The organism is Algicella marina, from assembly GCF_009931615.1.
GTDB lineage: Bacteria > Pseudomonadota > Alphaproteobacteria > Rhodobacterales > Rhodobacteraceae > Algicella > Algicella marina.
Genome location: NZ_CP046620.1, coordinates 2,360,722 through 2,380,118 on the forward strand (window position 1 = coordinate 2,360,722; position 19,397 = coordinate 2,380,118).

At 60.6% G+C, this 19,397-nt stretch carries 22 protein-coding genes; 11 read left to right on the top strand and 11 right to left on the bottom strand.

Annotated features, from left to right (window positions below; genetic code table 11):
- Positions 1-186: 186 nt before the first annotated feature.
- The 3 genes from GO499_RS11695 (at position 187) to GO499_RS11705 (ending at position 3,448) form a co-directional block, all read left to right on the top strand.
- Positions 187-1,407, top strand: a complete 1,221-nt coding sequence (locus GO499_RS11695; protein WP_161862348.1) for an NAD-dependent epimerase/dehydratase family protein — start codon at positions 187-189, stop codon at positions 1,405-1,407.
- Between the two features lie 353 nt (positions 1,408-1,760).
- Positions 1,761-2,606, top strand: a complete 846-nt coding sequence (locus GO499_RS11700; protein ID WP_161862349.1) for a glycosyltransferase — start codon at positions 1,761-1,763, stop codon at positions 2,604-2,606.
- On the top strand, positions 2,603-3,448 hold the full coding sequence (locus tag GO499_RS11705; protein WP_161862350.1) for an NAD-dependent epimerase/dehydratase family protein: 846 nt from the start codon (positions 2,603-2,605) through the stop codon (positions 3,446-3,448). The genes GO499_RS11700 and GO499_RS11705 overlap by 4 nt, the downstream gene beginning before the upstream one ends.
- A gap of 32 nt (positions 3,449-3,480) precedes the next feature.
- Here GO499_RS11705 and GO499_RS11710 read toward each other — a convergent pair whose 3' ends face one another.
- The gene (locus GO499_RS11710) at positions 3,481-4,023 is read right to left on the bottom strand and encodes a hypothetical protein (protein WP_161862351.1); all 543 of its coding nucleotides are present in this window, start codon (positions 4,021-4,023) and stop codon (positions 3,481-3,483) included.
- Between the two features lie 189 nt (positions 4,024-4,212).
- On the opposite strand from GO499_RS11710, the gene argB reads away from it, so the two are divergent.
- The 7 genes from argB (at position 4,213) to GO499_RS11745 (ending at position 11,497) form a co-directional block, all read left to right on the top strand.
- Positions 4,213-5,088: an acetylglutamate kinase gene (gene argB / locus GO499_RS11715; protein WP_284154704.1), complete on the top strand. Its 876-nt coding sequence runs from the start codon at positions 4,213-4,215 to the stop codon at positions 5,086-5,088.
- A gap of 255 nt (positions 5,089-5,343) precedes the next feature.
- Positions 5,344-5,925, top strand: a complete 582-nt coding sequence (locus GO499_RS11720; RefSeq protein WP_161862352.1) for an exopolysaccharide biosynthesis protein — start codon at positions 5,344-5,346, stop codon at positions 5,923-5,925.
- Positions 5,922-6,896, top strand: a complete 975-nt coding sequence (locus GO499_RS11725) for a cytochrome c oxidase subunit II (protein ID WP_161862353.1) — start codon at positions 5,922-5,924, stop codon at positions 6,894-6,896. The genes GO499_RS11720 and GO499_RS11725 overlap by 4 nt, the downstream gene beginning before the upstream one ends.
- Complete coding sequence (gene ctaD / locus GO499_RS11730; RefSeq protein ID WP_161862354.1) at positions 6,893-9,490, top strand: cytochrome c oxidase subunit I; 2,598 nt, start codon at positions 6,893-6,895, stop codon at positions 9,488-9,490. The genes GO499_RS11725 and ctaD overlap by 4 nt, the downstream gene beginning before the upstream one ends.
- Positions 9,487-9,864: a hypothetical protein gene (locus GO499_RS11735; RefSeq protein WP_161862355.1), complete on the top strand. Its 378-nt coding sequence runs from the start codon at positions 9,487-9,489 to the stop codon at positions 9,862-9,864. Before ctaD ends, GO499_RS11735 begins: the two co-directional genes overlap by 4 nt.
- Positions 9,861-10,439 (top strand): cytochrome c oxidase assembly protein, encoded by a 579-nt coding sequence (locus GO499_RS11740; protein ID WP_284154705.1) that lies wholly within the window; start codon positions 9,861-9,863, stop codon positions 10,437-10,439. The genes GO499_RS11735 and GO499_RS11740 overlap by 4 nt, the downstream gene beginning before the upstream one ends.
- Positions 10,436-11,497 (top strand): c-type cytochrome, encoded by a 1,062-nt coding sequence (locus tag GO499_RS11745; RefSeq protein ID WP_161862356.1) that lies wholly within the window; start codon positions 10,436-10,438, stop codon positions 11,495-11,497. The genes GO499_RS11740 and GO499_RS11745 overlap by 4 nt, the downstream gene beginning before the upstream one ends.
- Positions 11,498-11,534: 37 nt before the next feature.
- Here GO499_RS11745 and GO499_RS11750 read toward each other — a convergent pair whose 3' ends face one another.
- Complete coding sequence (locus tag GO499_RS11750) at positions 11,535-11,984, bottom strand: host attachment family protein (RefSeq protein WP_161862357.1); 450 nt, start codon at positions 11,982-11,984, stop codon at positions 11,535-11,537.
- A 169-nt stretch (positions 11,985-12,153) separates the two neighbouring features.
- Between GO499_RS11750 and GO499_RS11755 the strand changes: the two genes are divergently transcribed.
- Positions 12,154-12,414: a hypothetical protein gene (locus tag GO499_RS11755; protein WP_161862358.1), complete on the top strand. Its 261-nt coding sequence runs from the start codon at positions 12,154-12,156 to the stop codon at positions 12,412-12,414.
- A gap of 232 nt (positions 12,415-12,646) precedes the next feature.
- Here the strand turns inward: GO499_RS11755 and GO499_RS11760 are convergent, their stop codons facing one another.
- The 9 genes from GO499_RS11760 to GO499_RS11795 form a co-directional block, all read right to left on the bottom strand.
- Positions 12,647-13,204, bottom strand: coding sequence for a superoxide dismutase family protein (locus GO499_RS11760; protein ID WP_284154706.1), 558 nt, complete (start codon positions 13,202-13,204; stop codon positions 12,647-12,649).
- Positions 13,205-13,254: 50 nt separating this feature from the next.
- A complete protein-coding gene (locus tag GO499_RS11765; RefSeq protein ID WP_161862359.1) occupies positions 13,255-13,767 on the bottom strand; it encodes a BON domain-containing protein in 513 nt (170 codons plus the stop codon).
- Between the two features lie 285 nt (positions 13,768-14,052).
- A complete protein-coding gene (locus GO499_RS11770) occupies positions 14,053-14,565 on the bottom strand; it encodes a DUF3299 domain-containing protein (protein WP_161862360.1) in 513 nt (170 codons plus the stop codon).
- Positions 14,559-15,074 (bottom strand): DUF3299 domain-containing protein, encoded by a 516-nt coding sequence (locus GO499_RS11775; protein WP_161862361.1) that lies wholly within the window; start codon positions 15,072-15,074, stop codon positions 14,559-14,561. Before GO499_RS11775 ends, GO499_RS11770 begins: the two co-directional genes overlap by 7 nt.
- Complete coding sequence (locus GO499_RS11780) at positions 15,071-16,321, bottom strand: ABC transporter permease (RefSeq protein ID WP_161862362.1); 1,251 nt, start codon at positions 16,319-16,321, stop codon at positions 15,071-15,073. Before GO499_RS11780 ends, GO499_RS11775 begins: the two co-directional genes overlap by 4 nt.
- Positions 16,318-17,013 carry an ABC transporter ATP-binding protein gene (locus tag GO499_RS11785; RefSeq protein ID WP_161862363.1) on the bottom strand — a complete coding sequence of 232 codons (696 nt, stop codon included), beginning with the start codon at positions 17,011-17,013 and terminating at the stop codon, positions 16,318-16,320. The genes GO499_RS11780 and GO499_RS11785 overlap by 4 nt, the downstream gene beginning before the upstream one ends.
- 2 nt (positions 17,014-17,015) lie before the next feature.
- The gene (locus GO499_RS11790; RefSeq protein WP_161862364.1) at positions 17,016-17,612 is read right to left on the bottom strand and encodes a DUF2796 domain-containing protein; all 597 of its coding nucleotides are present in this window, start codon (positions 17,610-17,612) and stop codon (positions 17,016-17,018) included.
- 41 nt (positions 17,613-17,653) lie between these two features.
- Positions 17,654-17,956: a DUF6525 family protein gene (locus GO499_RS19735; RefSeq protein ID WP_284154707.1), complete on the bottom strand. Its 303-nt coding sequence runs from the start codon at positions 17,954-17,956 to the stop codon at positions 17,654-17,656.
- The gene (locus GO499_RS11795) at positions 17,956-18,570 is read right to left on the bottom strand and encodes a DUF1826 domain-containing protein (RefSeq protein WP_161862365.1); all 615 of its coding nucleotides are present in this window, start codon (positions 18,568-18,570) and stop codon (positions 17,956-17,958) included. The genes GO499_RS19735 and GO499_RS11795 overlap by 1 nt, the downstream gene beginning before the upstream one ends.
- Between the last annotated feature and the right edge of the window lie 827 nt (positions 18,571-19,397).

A 19,397-nucleotide genomic window follows, 5' to 3' on the forward strand; every position in this document is an offset into this window, starting at 1 on the left:
GAACCGGGCCGGTCAATCTTCTGCCTGGCAACAGTCCTTCAAGTCTGCGTGTGTCGACCGCCGGCTACCGAGCAAGTACCCGAACTCGTCTGTCATCACTTGTCATTCTACTTTCATTTGACACCGGGTTTCGCCCGCCTATGGTTCCCGGAATCGCCGCATCGAGCGGCACAGAGGGGTATGAACATGCGCATCGCAGTCCTTGGCGGAGACGGTTTCGTAGGCTGGCCAACAGCCCTCCACCTGTCTGATCTCGGCCATCATATCGATATCGTCGACAACCTTTCCCGCCGTTGGATAGACACCGAACTCGGTGTCCAATCGCTGACACCGATGGATTCGATCCAGGAGCGTTGCCGCATCTGGCGCGAGGTATCGGGCCGCAAGATCAACTTCCACCTGCTCGACCTCGCCAAGGAATACGAGCGCGTGAAGGCGTGGTTGCTGGAGCATAAGCCCGACGCCGTGATCCACTTCGCAGAACAGCGTGCCGCGCCCTATTCCATGAAGTCGGATCGTCACAAGGTCTACACCGTCTCCAACAACGTGAACGCCACGCACAACCTGCTGACGGCACTGGTGGAAACCGGCATCGACGCGCATCTCGTCCATCTCGGCACGATGGGTGTGTACGGCTATTCCACCGTGGGCGCCGCCATCCCAGAAGGCTACCTGCCCGTGCAGATCGAGACGATGGATGGCGCGAAGGCCGAGCAGGAAATCCTCTATCCCACCCGGCCCGGCTCCGTCTATCACATGACCAAGAGCCTCGATCAGATCCTTTTCCAGTTCTACGCCCAGAACGACGGGCTGCGGATCACCGATCTGCATCAGGGCATCGTCTGGGGCACGCATACCGAGCAGACGCGCCGCCACGATCAGCTCATCAACCGTTTCGACTACGATGGCGATTACGGCACCGTGCTGAACCGCTTCCTGATCCAGGCCGCCATCGGCTACCCGCTCACCGTTCACGGCACCGGCGGGCAGACCCGCGCCTTCATCCACATCCAGGATAGCGTGCGCTGCATCGAGCTTGCGCTGAACGACGCGCCGCAGGCGGGCGAGCGCGTGCGCATCTTCAACCAGATGACCGAAACCCACCGCGTCCGCGATCTGGCCGAGCGCGTGGCCGGGCTCACGGGGGCCAAGGTCGCCTACCTGCCGAACCCGCGCAAGGAAGCGCCGGAAAACGACCTCGTGGTCAAAAACGACCAGTTCCTGAACCTCGGCCTCAACCCGACGACGCTGGAAAACGGCCTCCTGTCGGAAATCGTCGAGATCGCCCAGAAATTCGCCCACCGCATCGACCGCAAGCGCGTCCCCGCCGTCTCCGCCTGGACGAAGGAAATCGCCGGCGGCCTCAACACGGATCCGGAGGACACGCGCCTGAAGTCCGTGTCGTGACGGGAGGAAAACGAGGCGGCAGCGCAACGCTCACTCCGAAGACCCTCCGCCCGAGCCAGTCCCCAGGCACGGAATCAAGGCGCGGTACGCGCCGCCGTGCCAGCGCCGTCCCGCCCCACCGGGGCGGCGCTTTGGCGACCTTCGCATTGGGAACAAACGTTCCAGTATTTGGCGGGCGTAAAGCGCACAAACCGAACGAAGCAGCGCCCCCCCGACGGGCCGGCGCTCGCACGGCTTCGGCAATTGTTGCGCTTGGGGCAGGAGTGAAGAATTCGCGCGTCTTGTTTATGTGCCCCGCCTGTTCCGGAGTTTTGATCTCGCCCATGCTCCGGCCCCGCAAGGAACACCCCTGAATGCCCGCGCTCGACCCCGCGACCCCGGCCAAGAGCCGCCACGCCTACGTTACCCTCGTCACCAACGAGGGCTATGTCACCGGCGCGGAAGCCCTCGTCCGCTCGCTCACGCTTTCCGGCACGAAAGCCGATATCGTCACCCTCCACACCGAGGCCGTGACGCCCGCGCAACTCGCCCGCCTCACCGCCCTCGGCGCGCGCACCATCCGCACGGACCTGCTGGACACCTCGCCCGAATTCAACGCCGCCCACGCGCGGCAGGAAATCCACGGCCGCAACCCCTTCACCAAGGGCAGCAAACCGCCCTTCCACACCCCGCTCGACAACTTCGCCAAGCTCCGCCTCTGGCAACTGACCGAATACGACAGCGTGGTTTTCATCGATGCCGACGCCCTCGTCCTGCAAAACTGCGACCGCCTGTTCGCCTACCCCGAATTCTGCGCGGCCCCCAACGTCTACGAGAGCCTCGCCGATTTCCACCGCCTCAACTCCGGCGTCTTCACCGCGAAACCCTCGCAAACCACCTTCGCCGCCATGATGGCCGCACTCGATACCCCCGGCGCCTTCTGGCGTCGCACGGATCAGACCTTCCTCGAGAGCTTTTTCCCCCACTGGCACGGCCTGCCCATCTTCTACAACATGCTGCAATACGTCTGGTTCAACATGCCCGGCCTCTGGAAATGGGAGGATATCCACATCCTCCACTACCAGTACGAAAAGCCGTGGCAGAGCCCGCACCCCAAAGCGCAGGAACTGGCCCCCCTCATCGACCTCTGGCACGCCTTCGCGGGCGATGGCACGGTGCCCGAAATCGCCGCCATGCCGAACCCGGAATTGCGGCCATGAAGCTCGCCGTCACCGGCGGCACCGGCATCGCGGGCCGCTTCATCGTGGCCGAAGCGCTGGCAGCGGGCGACGATGTCACCATCCTCTCCCGCACCCCCGCGCTCGGCCTTCGCCACATCCCCTACAGCCTTACCGGCCCCGCGCCGGACCTCTCGGGCTTCGATGCCATCGTCCACGCCGCCTTCCAGCACATCCCCGGCCGCTACCGGGGCGGAGAGGGTGACGACCCGGCAGGCTTCCGCGCGGCCAACCTCGCCGGCACCCTCCGCCTGATCGAGGCCGCCGAAGCCGCCCGCCTCTCCCGCTTCGTTTTCCTCTCCTCCCGCGCCGTCTACGGCCCGAAAGTACCGGGCGAGACGCTGACCGAGGCGACGCCCACCGCACCAAACACCCTTTATGGCGAGGTCAAGAAAGCTGCCGAGGATGCCCTCACCGCCAGCTCTCTCCCCACCGTTTCACTCCGCGCCACGGGCATTTACGGCACCGGCCCGGCGAACAAATGGAGCGAGCTCTTCGCCGCATTCGCGGGCGGCAAGGAAATCACCCCCCGTATCGGCTCTGAAGTTCACGGAGCTGACTTGGCCGCCGCCGTACGCCTTGCCCTTACCACCCTGCCCGCCGGCACCTACAACGTCTCCGACATCCTTCTGGATCGCCACGATCTCCTTAAAATGTGGTCCGAAACCACCGGGACAAACGGAACCTTGCCGCCTCCTGCTCCTTCCGGATTTAACGAAATGGACACGACCCGTCTCCGCGCCGCCGGCTGGCAACCGGGCGGTCAGCAGCGCCTACTCGACACACTGAAGGAAATCGCCGGGATCAGGCCCGATCATGAATGATGTGGGCAACCTGCCCCACCCAGCAAATCAAATCAGGGCCACGGTAACCGAGTGACAGTGTAGACTGTTGCAAGATCCGCCATTCGGGCCAGTTGTTCCGCCCCGCGCCGCGCCTCCACCGTGTCCAGCGGGCCGACAAAGATCCGCCGGCCCAGCTTCGGCGCACCGACGTCCCTCACCCGGTAACCAAGGTCAGTGAAAAACTTCTTCAGCACCGCCGCCTGTCCGTTGGAGCGTACCATGCCCGCATGAAGGTACTCCGGTTCTGCCAGCCGCCCCACACCATTTGCGTCGAACCGCTGTCCCAGCCGCGCAGCCTCTGCCAGCCCATCAAGATCCTCATAGCAATTCAGCCCGCGCAACTCGCCTTCCATGGCAAAGCGGAAATCCGGCCCCGGATTCGCGTCGCCGATCACCCGTTGCACGATCGCGCTTTCCGTTGGCCGCGCGAAAATCACTTCACGGTCATATCGCTCGAACGCCGCCACACAGCGCGCCCGCCGCTCCGTTTCACTGATTTCCGTCGTGCAACCACCGATCAGAACCAGCACCAGCAAACCCGACATCCAACGCATGGCATCCTCCTTTTCATCCTCAAACATAGCGCAGCCAGCACCGTGTTACAGGTTTACGCCTGCGTGGGGTCACTTATTCGCAAAGCACAGCAAATCGAAAAAACGCAACAGCCACCATCATTTGCAAATTTCCGATTCAGCTTTGCCATCCTTCAGGCTAGAACCGCTGCAGATAGCTGGAGTTGACCAATGGAGAAATCCGCCGCCATGAAGCGAGACTGGATCGCCACCGCCCGCACCCTGTCCGAGGCGCTGCCCTATCTCCAGCGATATGACGGTGCAATCGTCGTCATCAAATTCGGCGGCAACGCCATGGGCGATGACGAAGCAATGGAGAGCTTCGCCCGCGATATCGTGTTGATGAAACAGTGCCGCCTCCAGCCCGTCCTCGTCCACGGCGGCGGGCCCATGATCAATACAATGCTGGACCGTCTCGCCATTCCGACGGAATTCAAGGGCGGCCGCCGCGTCACCACACCGGATGTCATGGAAGTGGTGGAGATGGTGCTGTCGGGCTCGGTCAACAAGCGCATCGTGCAAGCCATCAATGCCCAAGGCGGCAAGGCCGTCGGCCTGTCCGGAAAGGATGCCAACCTCATGATCTGCGATCGCCTGCCCGGACCGGGCGGGGAAGATATCGGCCTCGTCGGGAACCCCAAGAAGATAAACCCAGCGGTGCTCAAGTCCTTCCTCGACAGCGATTTCATCCCGGTTGTCGCCCCGCTCGGCGTCGGCGAACACGGCGAAACCTACAACGTCAACGGCGATACCGCCGCCGGTGCTATTGCCGCCGCCATGCACGCCGACCGTTTTCTGCTTCTCACCGACGTCGCCGGCGTCAAGGACAAGGACGGCGATGTGATCACCCATCTCACCGCCGATCACGTGCGCAAGCTGACGGAGGACGGCACGATTTCGGGCGGCATGATCCCCAAAACGGAAACCGCGCTCGCGGCATTGGAGGGTGGCACACGCGCCGTTGTAATTCTCGACGGCCGCACTCCCCATGCCTGTCTGCTGGAATTGTTCACCGAACACGGCGCAGGCTCGCTGATCAGGCTCTGAACAACATAGCCTCACAGCACCTGGTCCCGCTCCTGCCCTGCCGCTCGACAAATACGATCCGGCACACGGGAACCTTTCACCTCCGCTGGCGTTACCTCCTGTGAACTGAACAGCAGCACGCAGCGGTAAAACGGATGCTGGAAACTTTGACAGGGAAACTATTTGCCTGCCGCTGCGGTCGGTTGATTTCCCCATTCCGATCAGATGTAACTCCTGACGCACCGCCTTTGTGGCACACTAGGGGGCGGGCAACGAATGGATGATTTTCAAAGCCTTGGCGACACTGTCGACCGATTGAGAAAAATCTCCCAAGGCAGTGAGGCTGTCTCCGCCGATGACGTGACCAAAGCCCTCGGCGATCGCGGCATACTCCCCATCATTTTCACCGTTGCCTTGGTGGCAGCGACTCCCCTGTCGGGCATCCCCGGCGTCTCGGTTGTCTGCGGCCTTCTCATTGCCCTGTTCTCGTTCGAACTTATCTTCGGTTTCAGCCAGGTCTACCTTCCGTCGCGTTTCAGGCGTCGCTCTATTGAGGCCGAAAGGCTCAGCGGTGCGCTCGAACGGGTGATGCCCGTACTCGAATGGCTGGATCGGCATACCTCACGCCGGTTGTCCTTCCTGTTCCATCGGCCCGTCGTCTGGATCCCACAGGTGCTGTGCCTGTTCACCGGTATGGCCATGCCTATGCTTGAGGTCGTGCCCTTTTCGTCTTCAATCGGCGCCATTGGTGTATGCCTGCTCGTCGTTGCCATGATGACTGGCGATGGCTTGTTTTTCCTGCTGGCAATCCTGCCCTATGCCGGGCTTGCCTACTTCGTAAGCCGGGTCATCGGATGAAGCGAGGCTGCCTGATCGGCGTAACTCTCTGCCTTGCAGGCTGCGGTGGTCCGCAATCCGTACTTGATCCCGCCGGTCGGGATGCTGAAGTGCTGGCCAACCTGTTCTGGGTCATGCTCGCAGGTGCCGTGGTGCTCTGGCTTTTGATCAACGGACTGATCCACTACGTCACCCGCATCGCCCCCCGTCCTCTCGGCAAACGCCACGCCGAAACGCTGATTATCGGCGGAGGAGTCGTCTTCCCCACGGTCGTCCTCGCCGCATTGCTGACCTATGCGCTGTCGGAAATGCCCAGCCAGCGCGCTCTCGGCGAAGGGTTGACCGTCCACATCACCGGTCACCAGTTCTGGTGGCGGGTGGAATATCTACCTGATGGAGCGGAAGAACCTGTCGTCTCTGCCAACGAAATCCGCCTGCCGACAGGAAGCCGGTCCGAACTGCAACTGGATGCGGACCGGGTCATCCATTCCTTCTGGATCCCTGCCCTCGGAGGCAAGACAGATATGATACCGGGCCGCCGAACCCGCATGTCGCTGGAGCCGACCTTGCCCGGAACCTACCGCGGCCAATGCACGGAGTTCTGTGGCGACGGCCACGCGTTCATGGCTTTCGGTGCCGTCGTCATGACGCCCGAAGACTTCTCCGCTTGGCTGGAAGCGGAGGCCGCACCGGCCATGCCGCCAGAATCCGCCGAAGCCCGGCGCGGCGCGGCGGCGTTCCTCTCCGAAGGCTGTGGTGGCTGTCATGCAGTCCGCGGCACAGTCGCCGCAGCGCAGGTCGGGCCGGACCTGACCCACCTTGCAGCCCGCAGCACGCTTGCCGCCGGGATCCTGCCGATGGAACGCGCGGCCATCCGTGAATGGATCGCCGCGCCGGAAGATTTCAAGCCCGGCGTGGAAATGCCTGGTTACGATCACCTCCCGCCGGAGGACCTCGACGCCTTGGCGGCCTATCTCATGGGGCTCAGATGACCGATAAGCATGATCCGAACGTGCCCGTCGGCGAACCGGTGCCGGAAGCCAGCCCCAGTGGCATCTATCCGCCCACCCAGGAAATGCTGGATCAGCCGGTTCCCGAAAATCTCCGTCGCGCCCGTGCCGAAGAGTTGCGCGCCGCATGGGAAACGCCGCGCGGCTGGCGATACATTTCCGCTGTGAACAACACCGAGGTCGGGGTCTGGTACGCACTTACTGCCTTCGGCTTCATGCTGTGTGCCGGGGTGCTGGCACTGCTGTTGCGCGTTCAACTGGCGGTGCCCGAGAATGATTTTCTAGATGCCGACCGGTTCAACCAGTTCTTCACGATGCATGGTTCGGCGATGATGTTTCTTTTCGCCGTGCCAATGTTCGAGGCAATCTCGATCCTGCTTCTTCCCGGCTTTCTCGGCGCGCGCGACATGCCATTCCCGCGGCTCTCGGCCTATGGCTACTGGTCGTTCCTGATCGGCGGCATTTTCGTGCTCGGTTCAATCCTGTTCGACTCTTCACCAAAATCCGGCTGGTTCATGTATCCGCCGCTGGCAACTGAACAGGAGGGCGTGGGGCCGGACATCTGGTTGCTCGGCCTCTCGTTCATAGAGGTCGCCTCCATTGCCGCCGCCGTGGAACTGATCGTCGGCACCGTCAAATGTCGACCGCCGGGAATGCGGATCAACCTCATGCCACTCTATGCCTGGTACGTGCTGGTCGTCGGCGTGATGATCCTCTTCGCCTTTCCGCCGCTCATTGCTGGCGATTTCCTTTTTGAATTGCAACGCTCGATGGACTGGCCTTTCTTCGACCCGGACCGGGGCGGCGACCCGCTCCTCTGGCAGCACCTTTTCTGGATTTTCGGACATCCGGAAGTCTACATCGTCTTCCTGCCCTCAATCGCCATCGCCGCTATGGTGGTGCCGACTGCTGCCCAACGCCCGATCGTCGGCTATTCGTGGATCGTGCTTTCCGCCGTCGGCGTCGGTTTCCTCAGCTTTGGCCTGTGGGTCCACCACATGTTCACGACAGGCCTGCCCAATCTCTCACTTGGCTTCTTCTCGGCCGCATCGGAGGCAGTGGTAATTCCGACCGGCGTGCAAATTTTCGCCTTCGTCGCTACCCTGATGGTCGGCCGGGTGCGCACCAGCCCTCCCATGCTCTGGATTGCCGGAGCGCTGGCGATCTTCACCATGGGCGGTCTGACAGGCGTGATGATCGCCATTGCTCCCTTCGACTGGCAAGTCCACGACACCTACTTCATCGTCGCCCATCTTCACTACACGCTGTTCGGCGGAATGGTGTTTCCGATCATCGGCGGCATCTATTACTTTTACCCCTTCATCACCAAGCGGAAGATGTCGCGGAAGCTGAGCGGTCTTTCGTTCTGGCTTACCTTCATCGGCTTCAATATCTGTTTCCTGCCGATGCACCTGACAGGACTGAAAGGCATGCCGCGCCGGGTCGTCACCTATCCGGCGGACGCCGGCTGGGACTGGCTGAACCTGATCTCGACGGTCGGCAGCTTCATCGTCGCCGCCGGGATTCTCGTCTTCGCGTGGGATCTTGTCCGCCCCAAGGGCCGCCAGCCGCTGACCCCGCGCAACCCGTGGAACGCGGGCACGCTGGAATGGTCTCACGACGTGCCGGAGGAAGCCTGGGGCGTCCGCTCGGTACCATACATCACGTCCCGCTATCCCCTGTGGGAAGACGAAAAGTTTCTCGAACGTTTCGACGACGGGCGTTTCTACATACCAGACGCGCCCGACAAGCTGCGGGAGACGATCGTCACCTCTGCCGTTGATGCCGAGCCTCAGGCTGCCGTGCCCGTCACCGGACCCGGCTGGATAACGATCTGGGCCGCGGCTTTCACCGGCGGCACCTTCATCCTGCCTGTCTTCCATCTCTACGTGCTCGCGGCCATCTGCGGTGCTGCAGCCATTGCTTCGGTTATCTACTGGCTCTGGACATCGACGGCACAGGTTCCGAAGGCACCAAGCCGCGACGTCGGGCTGGGCCTTAGCCTTCCGGTCTATGTCTCGGGTTCGAAAGCTCCAGGATGGTGGGCCGTTTTCATCACGATGATGGGCGACAGCACCGCCTTCGCCTCGCTCGTGTTCGGTGTGTTCTTCTTCTGGACTGCACGGCCGGATTTCCCCCCCGCCGGCACGCCATTGCCTGACACGCTGTTCGTCACCCTGTCGGCCGTCGGCTTCCTCGGCGCGTGGGCTGCGACCGTGGTGGCGCGCGGCCAGAACCGTCGGCAGCGCGTGGGGACTGCCCGCGGCCTGCTGGCCACCGCCGTCCTGCTGGCGCTCGTCGCAACGGCCTCGCTTGCCTTGGCACTCTACCTGCCCGGTCTCGCCCCGAAAACCCACGCTTTCCCGGCGATGATGTACGCCATCGGCATCTGGACGGCAGCTCACGCGGCACTCGGCGTGATAATGCTCCTTTACTGCCTCGCCGGCAGCCTGTTCGGGAAGCTGACGCCACGCTATGATGCAGACCTGTGGAACACGACCCTGTACTGGCATTTTCTGTGCCTGACCGGATTGGTAACCGCCTTGCTGATGGGCGCATTCCCGAGGTTGACATGACCGCCCGCCCGCCCGCTCGCCCCCGCCACGCAAGCTTGTGGCACATGGTGCTGGCCCCTGTGATCTGGGCCCTGCATTTTGCGGCCATCTATGGCGTCACCGCGATTGCCTGCGCAAAGGCTGACGCCACCGACACCGCTCGATGGACAATCTTCGCGCTTTCGGCGCTCGCGCTTGCCGGTATCGCTCTCAATGCTTGGCGTGCGTGGGTTCAATGGGACTATCCCTCAGATCAGAACTATGTCCACGACGCTCCCACAGCCGAGCACCGCCGGGAGTTTCTCGGCCATGCCGGGTTTCTGCTGAGCGTCGTGTCGGCCATAGGGGTAGTTTTCGCCACACTGCCCGCCGTCCTCATCCGGAGTTGCCTGTGACTCTGCACCGTCATCACGCCGCCATTCTGGCCGCAATCCTTTTCCTCACGCTTTACCTGCCGGCGTGGTCAACACTGGCCGGTGCCTTTCCCATACATATGGTCCGCCATATCGTCCTGGTGGCCATAATCGCTCCGTTGCTGGTGCTGGCCACTCCCCGCATCGCGTCCCGCGCTGCCGTGCCCGTATTGCCCGCCACCGCGCTGGAATTTGCCGTCATCTGGGGATGGCACCTGCCCGGCCTGCACGGTGCAGCCCAGACAGGCTCTTTCTGGTTCGTGGCGGAGCAGGCATCGTTTTTGCTGGCGGGCTGGGCCGTCTGGGCCGGCGCTCTGTCCGCGCGGGAACCTCTGCTGGGATCTGGCGGGCTCTTCCTCACTTCCATGCACATGACCTTGCTGGGCGCACTCCTGATCCTCGCACCGGATGACCTCTACGCCGAGATCTGCGGCCGCGCGCCCGATCTGTCCGGCCAGCAACTTGGCGGTATCCTGATGTTATGCGTAGGCACGCCGGTCTACCTGATCTCATCTTTGGTCTTGGCGGGCACAAGCCTGAAAGGAGCGGAAGGATGAAAGAACTGGATCTCCGTACGGCTTTCGTCGTCGTGGCTGCCGCGGCCGGAATAGCAGCCGTTGTGGCAGTCGCGGTCGTTTGGCTCGGCCTCTACAACGTCTCGGCCCGAAAGGGGCATCTGCCGGGTGTGGGCTGGGTGCTGCACACCACGTTCCGCAATTCCGTCGCCCTGCGTGCGCCGCCGGATGATGTTGTTCCGGAAGATCTCGATACGCCTGCAATGGTCGCGCTTGGCGCAGGCCATTTCATGTCCGCATGCGCCGGGTGCCACGGCGCACCAGGTATCACCCGCAGCGCAACCGTCCGGCAAATGATGCCTGAACCGCCACGGCTGGACAATGCCGGTGAGGAATGGAGCGCCGCCGAACTTTTCTGGATCGTCAAGAATGGCGCCAAGATGACCGGTATGCCCGGGTGGCCTGCCAGACGCTCTGACGATGTCTGGCCCGTCGTCGCGTTCCTTCGTTCATTGGGCGATATGAGCGCGGCAGAATACGCAACCCTCACAGACAGTAGCGAAGGGACCTGCACCATCTGCCACGGCAAAGGCGGCGTAAGTGACAATCCGCATGTGCCAAGATTGGATATCCTTTCGGCCGACTACATAGCCCACAGCCTGCAATCCTACGCCAACGGGAGTCGAGATAGCGGCATCATGGCGCAGGTCGCCGTCGGCATGGACGACGAAACCATAACCCGTCTCGCCTCAAGCTTTGACGAACTCGGCCCCGTGCAATCTGAATCTGCGGCAGGGGACGCTCTTCGCGGTCAGCAGCTTTCGGCCTCCTCAGACGGCTCCCATGATGTTCCCGCGTGCCGCGCTTGTCACGGACCGTGGCCCGAGCCGTTGAACTCCGACTTTCCTTCGCTCGCCGGACAGCAAGAACCTTACCTGCGACGACAACTGGAACTCTGGCGTTCGGGCAACCACGGTGGCGGTCCGGCGGTCGAACTGATGTACAAGGCCGCCCGAGACCTCACCGACGACCAGATCGCGGATCTTGCCGCCTATTATTCCTCACTTACCCCGGCCCCGCTCAATCGGGTAGCCGACTGATCGACCGCGCGACCCGATTGCTTTCAAGGCGCCGAAATCACAATGATTTCATGTCCCGTTTCACGGCTGCCTCCAGCTTGTCCATCGGCAGACCAGTCAGGTCTTTGTCGATCTCCGCGATGATCCGCGCCTCGACCTCGCCGTGCAGTTGCTTCCTGAGCCGGCCCAGCGTCTGCGGCTCGGCAATCACGATCAGTTTCTCGTAACGGTTGTCGAAAGCCCAATGTTTCAGACGATCGGCAATGTCGGCCGCGAAGTCAGCCTGCTCCAGCTGATGCCAGTCGGTTTGTTCGACAGCACTCATGCCGTGACCATTGTCAGGTAGTCGGCCCGGACGCTCCGTACCCTGTTCAGAGGTTGCGGGGTTCTCGATCTCGTCATGTGAAATGATCCGCAAGTCGGGCAGATCAGGGTCTCCGTAGTTCTCCAGCAACAGAAACTTTTCGCCATCAAGCACCACGATCCAGGCATTGTGCGGAATGTTCATCTTGGCCTCCCTCTCTTTGACAGTACATCACGTCAACGCATGGCCGGACTGCCACGTTCCGTCCCAAGTCACTGGTTACCACCTTGTTCGAAATCTCGTCCGACATCCCTGCCTTGGAACATTTCCCCACCGGTTCGGTTGTTAATGATATGGACCATGGAGAAACAGCATGACCCCACCCGATACCAACATCGAAAAGCAGAAACGCCGTCATCTCGGCCCACTCGTCGGTATGGGCATCGCCGTCGTATTTGGCGTCGGCTTGATCATCTACTGGATTAGCGAAGCCGTCGTTACGGCTCCCGAAACCGAGGACCCGACCGAGCAGGCAGCGCCAGAGGATATTCAGGAAGGCGATGTGAACCTGCCTGCCGCCGCACCTTCAGAAACAGTCGATCCCGAAAATGATAATGTGGAGAGCGGGCAGTAGCTATGAAGGGGCGGCCCATTGGTCCGCCCTGTGGATCTCAATTCATTCAATGGATGAGGACATCGCCCGCTCAAGGTAACTTTGCGCAAGAGTCAGTCCTCTCGGCAAGGGTCGCAACCCGAAGCCTCTTGGCACCTCTTCTGCCTGGGTAAGACTTTTCCCAGACTTGAAAATCAAAACGCGAAAGTCCGCCCAGACTTTCGCGTTTCAGTCTTCTGTCATGTAAAACCGGTTACTCGATCACCGCGCAGGCGATCCTGTCGCCGGCAGCGCCCGATGGCTGGCTCTCATAGTCGTCAGGGCCACTGTGGATCATCAGTGCCCGTCCGGACACGTTGTCCTGCTCACCGCCCAGAATCGCATACGTGTTCAAGACCTGCGCCTTCAGCGACCCATCCGCAGCAACATACTGGTTCGGCATGTCGCCGGAATGCGGTCCACCGTCCACGAGAATTCCGTGATTTGTCCCGGAAACGGAAAAATGTCCCCCCGCAGTCTGAAAGCCCTCTTCAGGATCACATTCTCCTGTCTCATGGATGTGGAAACCGTGCCACGTCTCCGGTGGCAGGTCGCTGAGATCCAATTCGATCAGCAGACCGGCTTCGGTTCCGGTCAAATTTGCCGTCCCGATTTCCGCGCCTTCGGCATTGACGAATGTGACCTCCTGAGAGTTTTCCTGCGCCAATGCCGGTCCGACCGTCGCAAGAACGCCCGCGGCAAGGAGGCCGCAGACCGACGCCAACCTTTTAGCAAAAAATCTCTCATTCGCTTTGCTGAAACTCAAATTCACTTTTTCCTCCTTTTTCTGCCTAATCCTCCACGCTCCGTCATCAGCAGCGGTTAACAGGACGGTTCGACGGAAAGGTTGTTCTCCAGACCAGCTACGCCCTCCACCTTGCCTGCACACATGCCCGCACGGCGCTTGGCGCGCTGCGAAGTGACTTCTCCGGTCAGCACCACCGTCCGGTCCCGAACCGCCACGGCAATATCACCGGCTTTCAGGATCGGTTCATCCGCCAGACATTTACGAAGATCGGCTTCGATCCGGGCGGGAGATGGATCTGTGGTCTCACCCTCGCCAGTACGGTGCGCTGCTCCGCGCCGTGAAAACTCATCATTTTCAACTGCTGAAGCCAGCCAACGGCGAACGCCATCGAACACTCCTTCACCCGTCCCTGTGCCAAGGCGAAACCTACTCTCGTCGGCTCGCCTGTCCGGTACGGCGTGAGTCCGCAACATCATCAGCCAGCCGAGAACGCCGGTTTGGCCTTCTCGGTTTCCTCGTGAGCTGTCCCTACGCGAAACCCTGTCTCGCGTAGCCTTCGTAGTCATTGTCTCCAGACGTCCTGTCATCGGTCTCCTCCGAAGATCGGCGTATCTCTTTGCATTTTCAGGAGGGAAACATCTTCAGTCCGGCATTTGTTCCGACGTTACGGGACGAGGTGTGATCGGATAAATGTCGAAATTGCTATTCACCCACTCACCGCCGTGCCCACCGAAGATGTCCACAGATCTCCGAGGACGCTCTCAGCTTCCCACTTGGAACAGGTCACGGGCGTAGATGCAGGTCTGGAAGTCGTCCAAAGTAAGGAAATGGCAGAAGGTACTGACGCACCTTGGCACACGAATACCGCGCTCCTACCCTCTGAAACGAACGATCCTGTCCGCCGACAAGGCATAACCCACTTCCGCCAACTGCGTCTCGGTCGACGCAGTCCCGAACATTCCCGTTACAGTCACGGGTTCAAAAAGACCTTTGGAATCATAAGGTTGTTCGGTGGTTACCAGGATGAGCTGGTTTGCCGGCGGCGGCGGAACATGGATGCAGGCACCGACATAGGGAACCAGCATGAATGCCGACACGCCCGTGCCCACGTAATCAAGCGGGATAATGAACCCCGAAAGGCGGACGGTCCTGCCATTCCAGTCGCTCCGGACACCGCTCGACTTCGGTTGCGTGCTTGCCATGGCGGTTTCATCGTGTGGGAGAATTGCCTGAAGCTCAGGCATCGGCGTCATGTTTCCCTCGGGCACAAGGTCGCTCCATTCGAGATCGATGATCTCTTCTGCGCGCAACCCGGTTGCCGTCAGGCTTGCGAGGCCAGCCAGCCCGATACAACAGTCGCGTCGCGTCAATTCGAACTTCACCATTCGTACCCTTCGATCCTGTCGGCAGTAAGCTGATACCCGATTTCCGCAACTTCCGTCGTCTGCAACTTTGTGCTGAGACGACCGTAAACCCAGACAGCATCCCAAAGATCATCGGAGGGCCAGGGGGACTCCGTGGAGACGAATACAAGTTGATTGGCTGGTGGAGGCGGCACGTGAATGCACGCGCCGACATAAGGCACGAGAACGAAACTCGCGACACCTTTCGCCCCGACCTCGAGCGGAATGATATAACCCGGCAGTTTGACGGACGCTCCATCGAGGGACGTGTTCAGCTTGGTGGCGTTCTCGTCAAAAACAGGACGCCAGGTATCGTTCTCTTCGTCGTAGTCGCCCTCGCCAACGATTTCGGCATAGGGAATGCCGGCAGGTATAAGGTCATCCCATGTGATTTCTCTGAATGAGGCCGCGTTCACTCGTGGCGGAAGCAGGCTCAAGGCACCTGCTGCGAGAATTGTGTCGCGACGCGTGATGAGACGTTTGTTTTTCATATCCTTACCATCATGCCATCAGCGAGAGAGAGTCGATAGGCCCGAAGTGCGGGCAAAAGGCTTGCAAGCGCTGCGGCGCCGATCACTGCGGCCAGAATGGCCAGTTCCCGGAGAGCGGGTGGGTTTATGGGAAGCCAGATTCCGAACGAAGCGTCGACCCATGGTTGCGCGACCGCCAATCCGGCGTAGAGAAGCAAAAGGCCGATCAACGCGCCGACAGCGGCCATAAGCATAGCCTCGATCACGAGCAGGCCGAGGATTGTCGACGGTCGGGCACCCATGGCCCGCCAGATTGCCATTTCTCGCCGCCTTTCGTTCAGACTCGAAAAGATCATGGCCACCATGCCCAGCAACGCAGTGACGACAACCATTGCCGAAACGCCTACGAGCGCGGTCTCTGCGACACCCAGTATCTGCCATAACTCCTGCAAGGCGACGCCCGGCAGGATCGCCAGCAAAGGTTCCTCGGAATATGTGTTGATCCAGCGCTGCAGCCCGAAGATCTGCAAACGCGACTCCGTGCCGATAAGTGCCGCCGTGATGGCCGTCGGCCTCAGCTCCATCTGCCGGATGGTTTCAACCGGCGTCGCATTTCCCGAGGTTTTGGCACCTGATTGCCAATCGACGTGTATGGCCTCTATCGCTTCGAGGCTGACAACCACTGTTCGATCCACCGGTGTTCCCGTCTTTGCCAAGATACCGGCCACGCGAAAGGGTTGATCGACATGCTCGGTGAAGGATGCAATCCCGTGCGCTACCACGATCGGATCACCCACGGCGTAACCGAGTGTCGCTGCAACGTCGGCGCCGATAACGGCGTCGTAAAGGTCCTCGAGTCCATGCCCCTCAAGGATGTCCAGCGAACGTTCACCACGATATTTGTAGTATTCGAAGAAACCGTTTGTCGTGCCCATGACCCGGAACTGGCGGTGGCTGTCGCCGAGGGATATCGGAACGATCCAGTCGACCTCCGGGCGCGCGGCAATGTCCTGATAGCTTTCCCAGGTCACATTGTTGGTAGCATTGCCGATGCGGAACACTGAATACAGCAGTAGCTGAACCGAGCCGGAGCGCGCTCCGATGATAAGGTCCGTCCCGGAAATCGTGTCAGCAAAACTTGCCCGCGCTCCTGTACGCACCTTTTCAACGCCGAGAAACAGCGCAACGGAAAGAGATATCGCCAGCACGGTCATTCCGACGGTAAGGGCACGGGCCAGAAGCGAGCCGATGGCCAGACGAAGGATCACGCGGACACTCCTTCGGTAGACACGAACTCTTCCACATGCGCGACGCGGTCAAAACGATCCGAGAGTCGCTCATCATGGCTGACCATCAGCAAAGACGAACCGACCGCCGCAACCTGATCGAAAAGCAATTGAAGAAACATGTCCTGAGTCGCCCCATCAAGCGCCGAAGTCGGTTCGTCAGCAACGATGAGCGGCGGCGCTCCGATCAGCGCACGGGCCACGGCAACCCGCTGCTGCTGCCCGACACTGAGCCGTCCTGCGGGACGTTTCAGTGCGTCGTTCGGCAAGCCGAGAACCGCACACAGCCGTGTCGCTTCCTTCCCGGCATCTCCGGCACGGGAGTGACGCTTGGGCGCGAAGCGGAGAGGCATCAGGATGTTATCTGCGACACTTGCATAGGGGAGGAGGTTGAACTGCTGGAAAATCACGCCAATCTGCTCAGCGCGAAAACGGTCCCGCGCTCCCGGCGTGAGGGCACCGATGTCGGTACCGCCGACCGCGACAGTTCCGCTATTTGCAGGAACAATGCCGCATATCAAAGACAGCAGCGTGGACTTGCCTGATCCGCTAGATCCGAGAAGCAGAACGCTTTCGCCCGGGTTCATCTTGAAGCTCGTGCAGGCAAGGGAGAACCCGCCCCGGCCCGGCCAGGCGAATTTGACCTCGGTAAGGGAAAGGGCAGGTTCCGCCATGATCAGTTCAATACAAGTTCCGCCGCATCGCGTTCGATCTCAGCGCTGCCAGCGCCGTTTTCCGTCACGTATTGCGCTTCGACTTCCTGCGCGTTTGGAAACTGCTCGAAAAACGGAAAGCCGATCACGTCAAGCCTCTCAGGATGCTCGCAGGCGAAGGTGTATTGCACGTGGAACTCACTGTGGTCCCCGTCTGAATCGTCCCCTTCATGCCCCTCGCCCTCGGCGTGTTCCTCGTGTGCCGGTTCATCCGCGTGCTCATCCTCATCCCCGTGGTCATGATCGCCAGCGTGCAAATGCGCAAGCACTTCCGTCAACCGACAATCCGCTGCATCGGGCAGGGCCACGATGTTTTCCGGCACAAGCATTGTACGAATGGCATCCTCGACCGCGTCCTTGTCTGCACCAGTACTCGCTTCATACTCGAAGCCGACGATGTCAATGCCCGGGGAAACCATGTTCATCACGATAAAACTGCCTTCGACGGCCAGTTCCAGCTTGCTGACACCGTGAACGTGGCTTTCCAACTCGCGACTCTCCTGCGCCAATATCTGCGAGGCGGCGACTGATGCCAGGACGGCAAGGCAGATGGTTTTCATGATTGCTCTTTCTCTTGTGTTGGGATCTAGGGTGGATTCTTTCAGCGAATTTCTGATGCCGTGGCCTCGTCGCCATTTCTGATGGCTGACGTTCCAGGCTGCGCTCTGCGTGCAAGCGACTGACGTTCGGCCATTTGCAGCCGGGCGAGCACGACGTCGATGGGTTCCCCACGGTCGCGTGCACGCAACCAGATGCGACGACAGGACGCCGGAGACCAGGGCAAACTTGCTTGCGCCAACCAATGGCGGAGCGGCGTGGGCAAGGCATCGAACTCCCGCATCGGATCCTTGCCCCTCCGTCGTGTTCGAAGCCCGGTGGCACCAAGGTTGTTTTTTCTCGCCATCAGCAGGCTCCCGCGTCGTCCACAGGGTCGATCACGACGAGAAGACGGGTACCACCCGCTTCTCGTGGAGGGGAGCGGTGCACAATGGCCGCCAGTTCCTGACCCGGCCACAGTGCGCCCCTGAACACGCCGACAGCGCCGCGCGCCATGCGATGGATCGACTCCGGCTTTCCACCGGGCCCGATTGGGCCGTACTCGGTGCCGGGGCCCCGCAACGTGCAGAGCAGGCGCCCGGATACGGCGTCAACATGCCATTTCGGACAGGGCTGACCATCCGTGACGTCGAGACGAAGTTCAAGCATTGGGGAAGCAAAAACGCCCATTGCAAGCTTCGACAGTTCTTGAACTACGTCTGCAAGCTGTTTGGAACAAGCGCCGGCATCCGCGTCTTCGCACGATTGGCGGATTGCTCGTGAAACATGGCGGACGGCAAGGCGGCGTCGCATTCGCGGCAAACGCTCCGGTGGTAAGGCGTCAAGCTCCCTTGCCAGTTCATCCGGCAGGGAGCGCTCCCAAAGGGCCAGGGACACCCCTTCCATACCCAGTGTCTGGAGGACGCGCGCATCAGTGCTGCTGTTCATTGCCGTTGCAATGCGGGGGATTGCAAATGTCATGCAATGGTCTCCGGTCGGATACAGAAAGGGAAGGAATCGGGATTTTCAAGCAACGCTCCCGGCCCCTTCGGCTGCGTCGAAAAAGCTTGAAAGCGTCGTGATCTCAGGGCGTGGGCCAGTCATTTTTCACCTCTGGGGAGCCGACTTGTTGTAATTGAATAACGTCACAATCTGGGTAATTGAAATGACATAACATTACAAGTCACGATCAAACATTCGGATCGATATTTGATGGTCTCGTTGGAGAAGGAGAGTGTGACGTCTCCAGAGGTCCCAGGACGGTATCACCGCCTGAACGCCAAACAGGACTGAACCTTCCACGACCTGCTGAACTTGCATTACGCTGAATGTCTCGTGCGCCCCACACACCTACAACGGGCTGTATGGATCGAAGTGGATACACGGCGGCGAGGCTCCGCATCAGCCGCCTTTCTCGTTCGCAAGATATTTTTTCCGCTGCATTCAAAATTTCCTGTTTGACTGAAATTCCAAATCGTAAATACTCCCTCTGGTTGATTGGTTAATCTGTCTGACCGGACGGAATGTATTTTAGTATCAAACCCTTGCAATTTTGATATCCGGAGAAGCTCGTGCCATATCCGCTTCCTACACCTTTTGCGCGAACCATCGAGAACAGACGCGGCACCCGCGGAATTCACACCCAGTTCTAGCCAGCCTCGCACAGGCGACAGCCCGAGCACCAATTCTCGGGTCTTCGACGCCAACACCGCAAATTCCTAGCGATAACGGTGTCATCCTGCGACGACCCGCCTGAAATCACAAAAACCAACCAAAACGCCACTTTGCGCTTTCAGTGGCTTGGACAA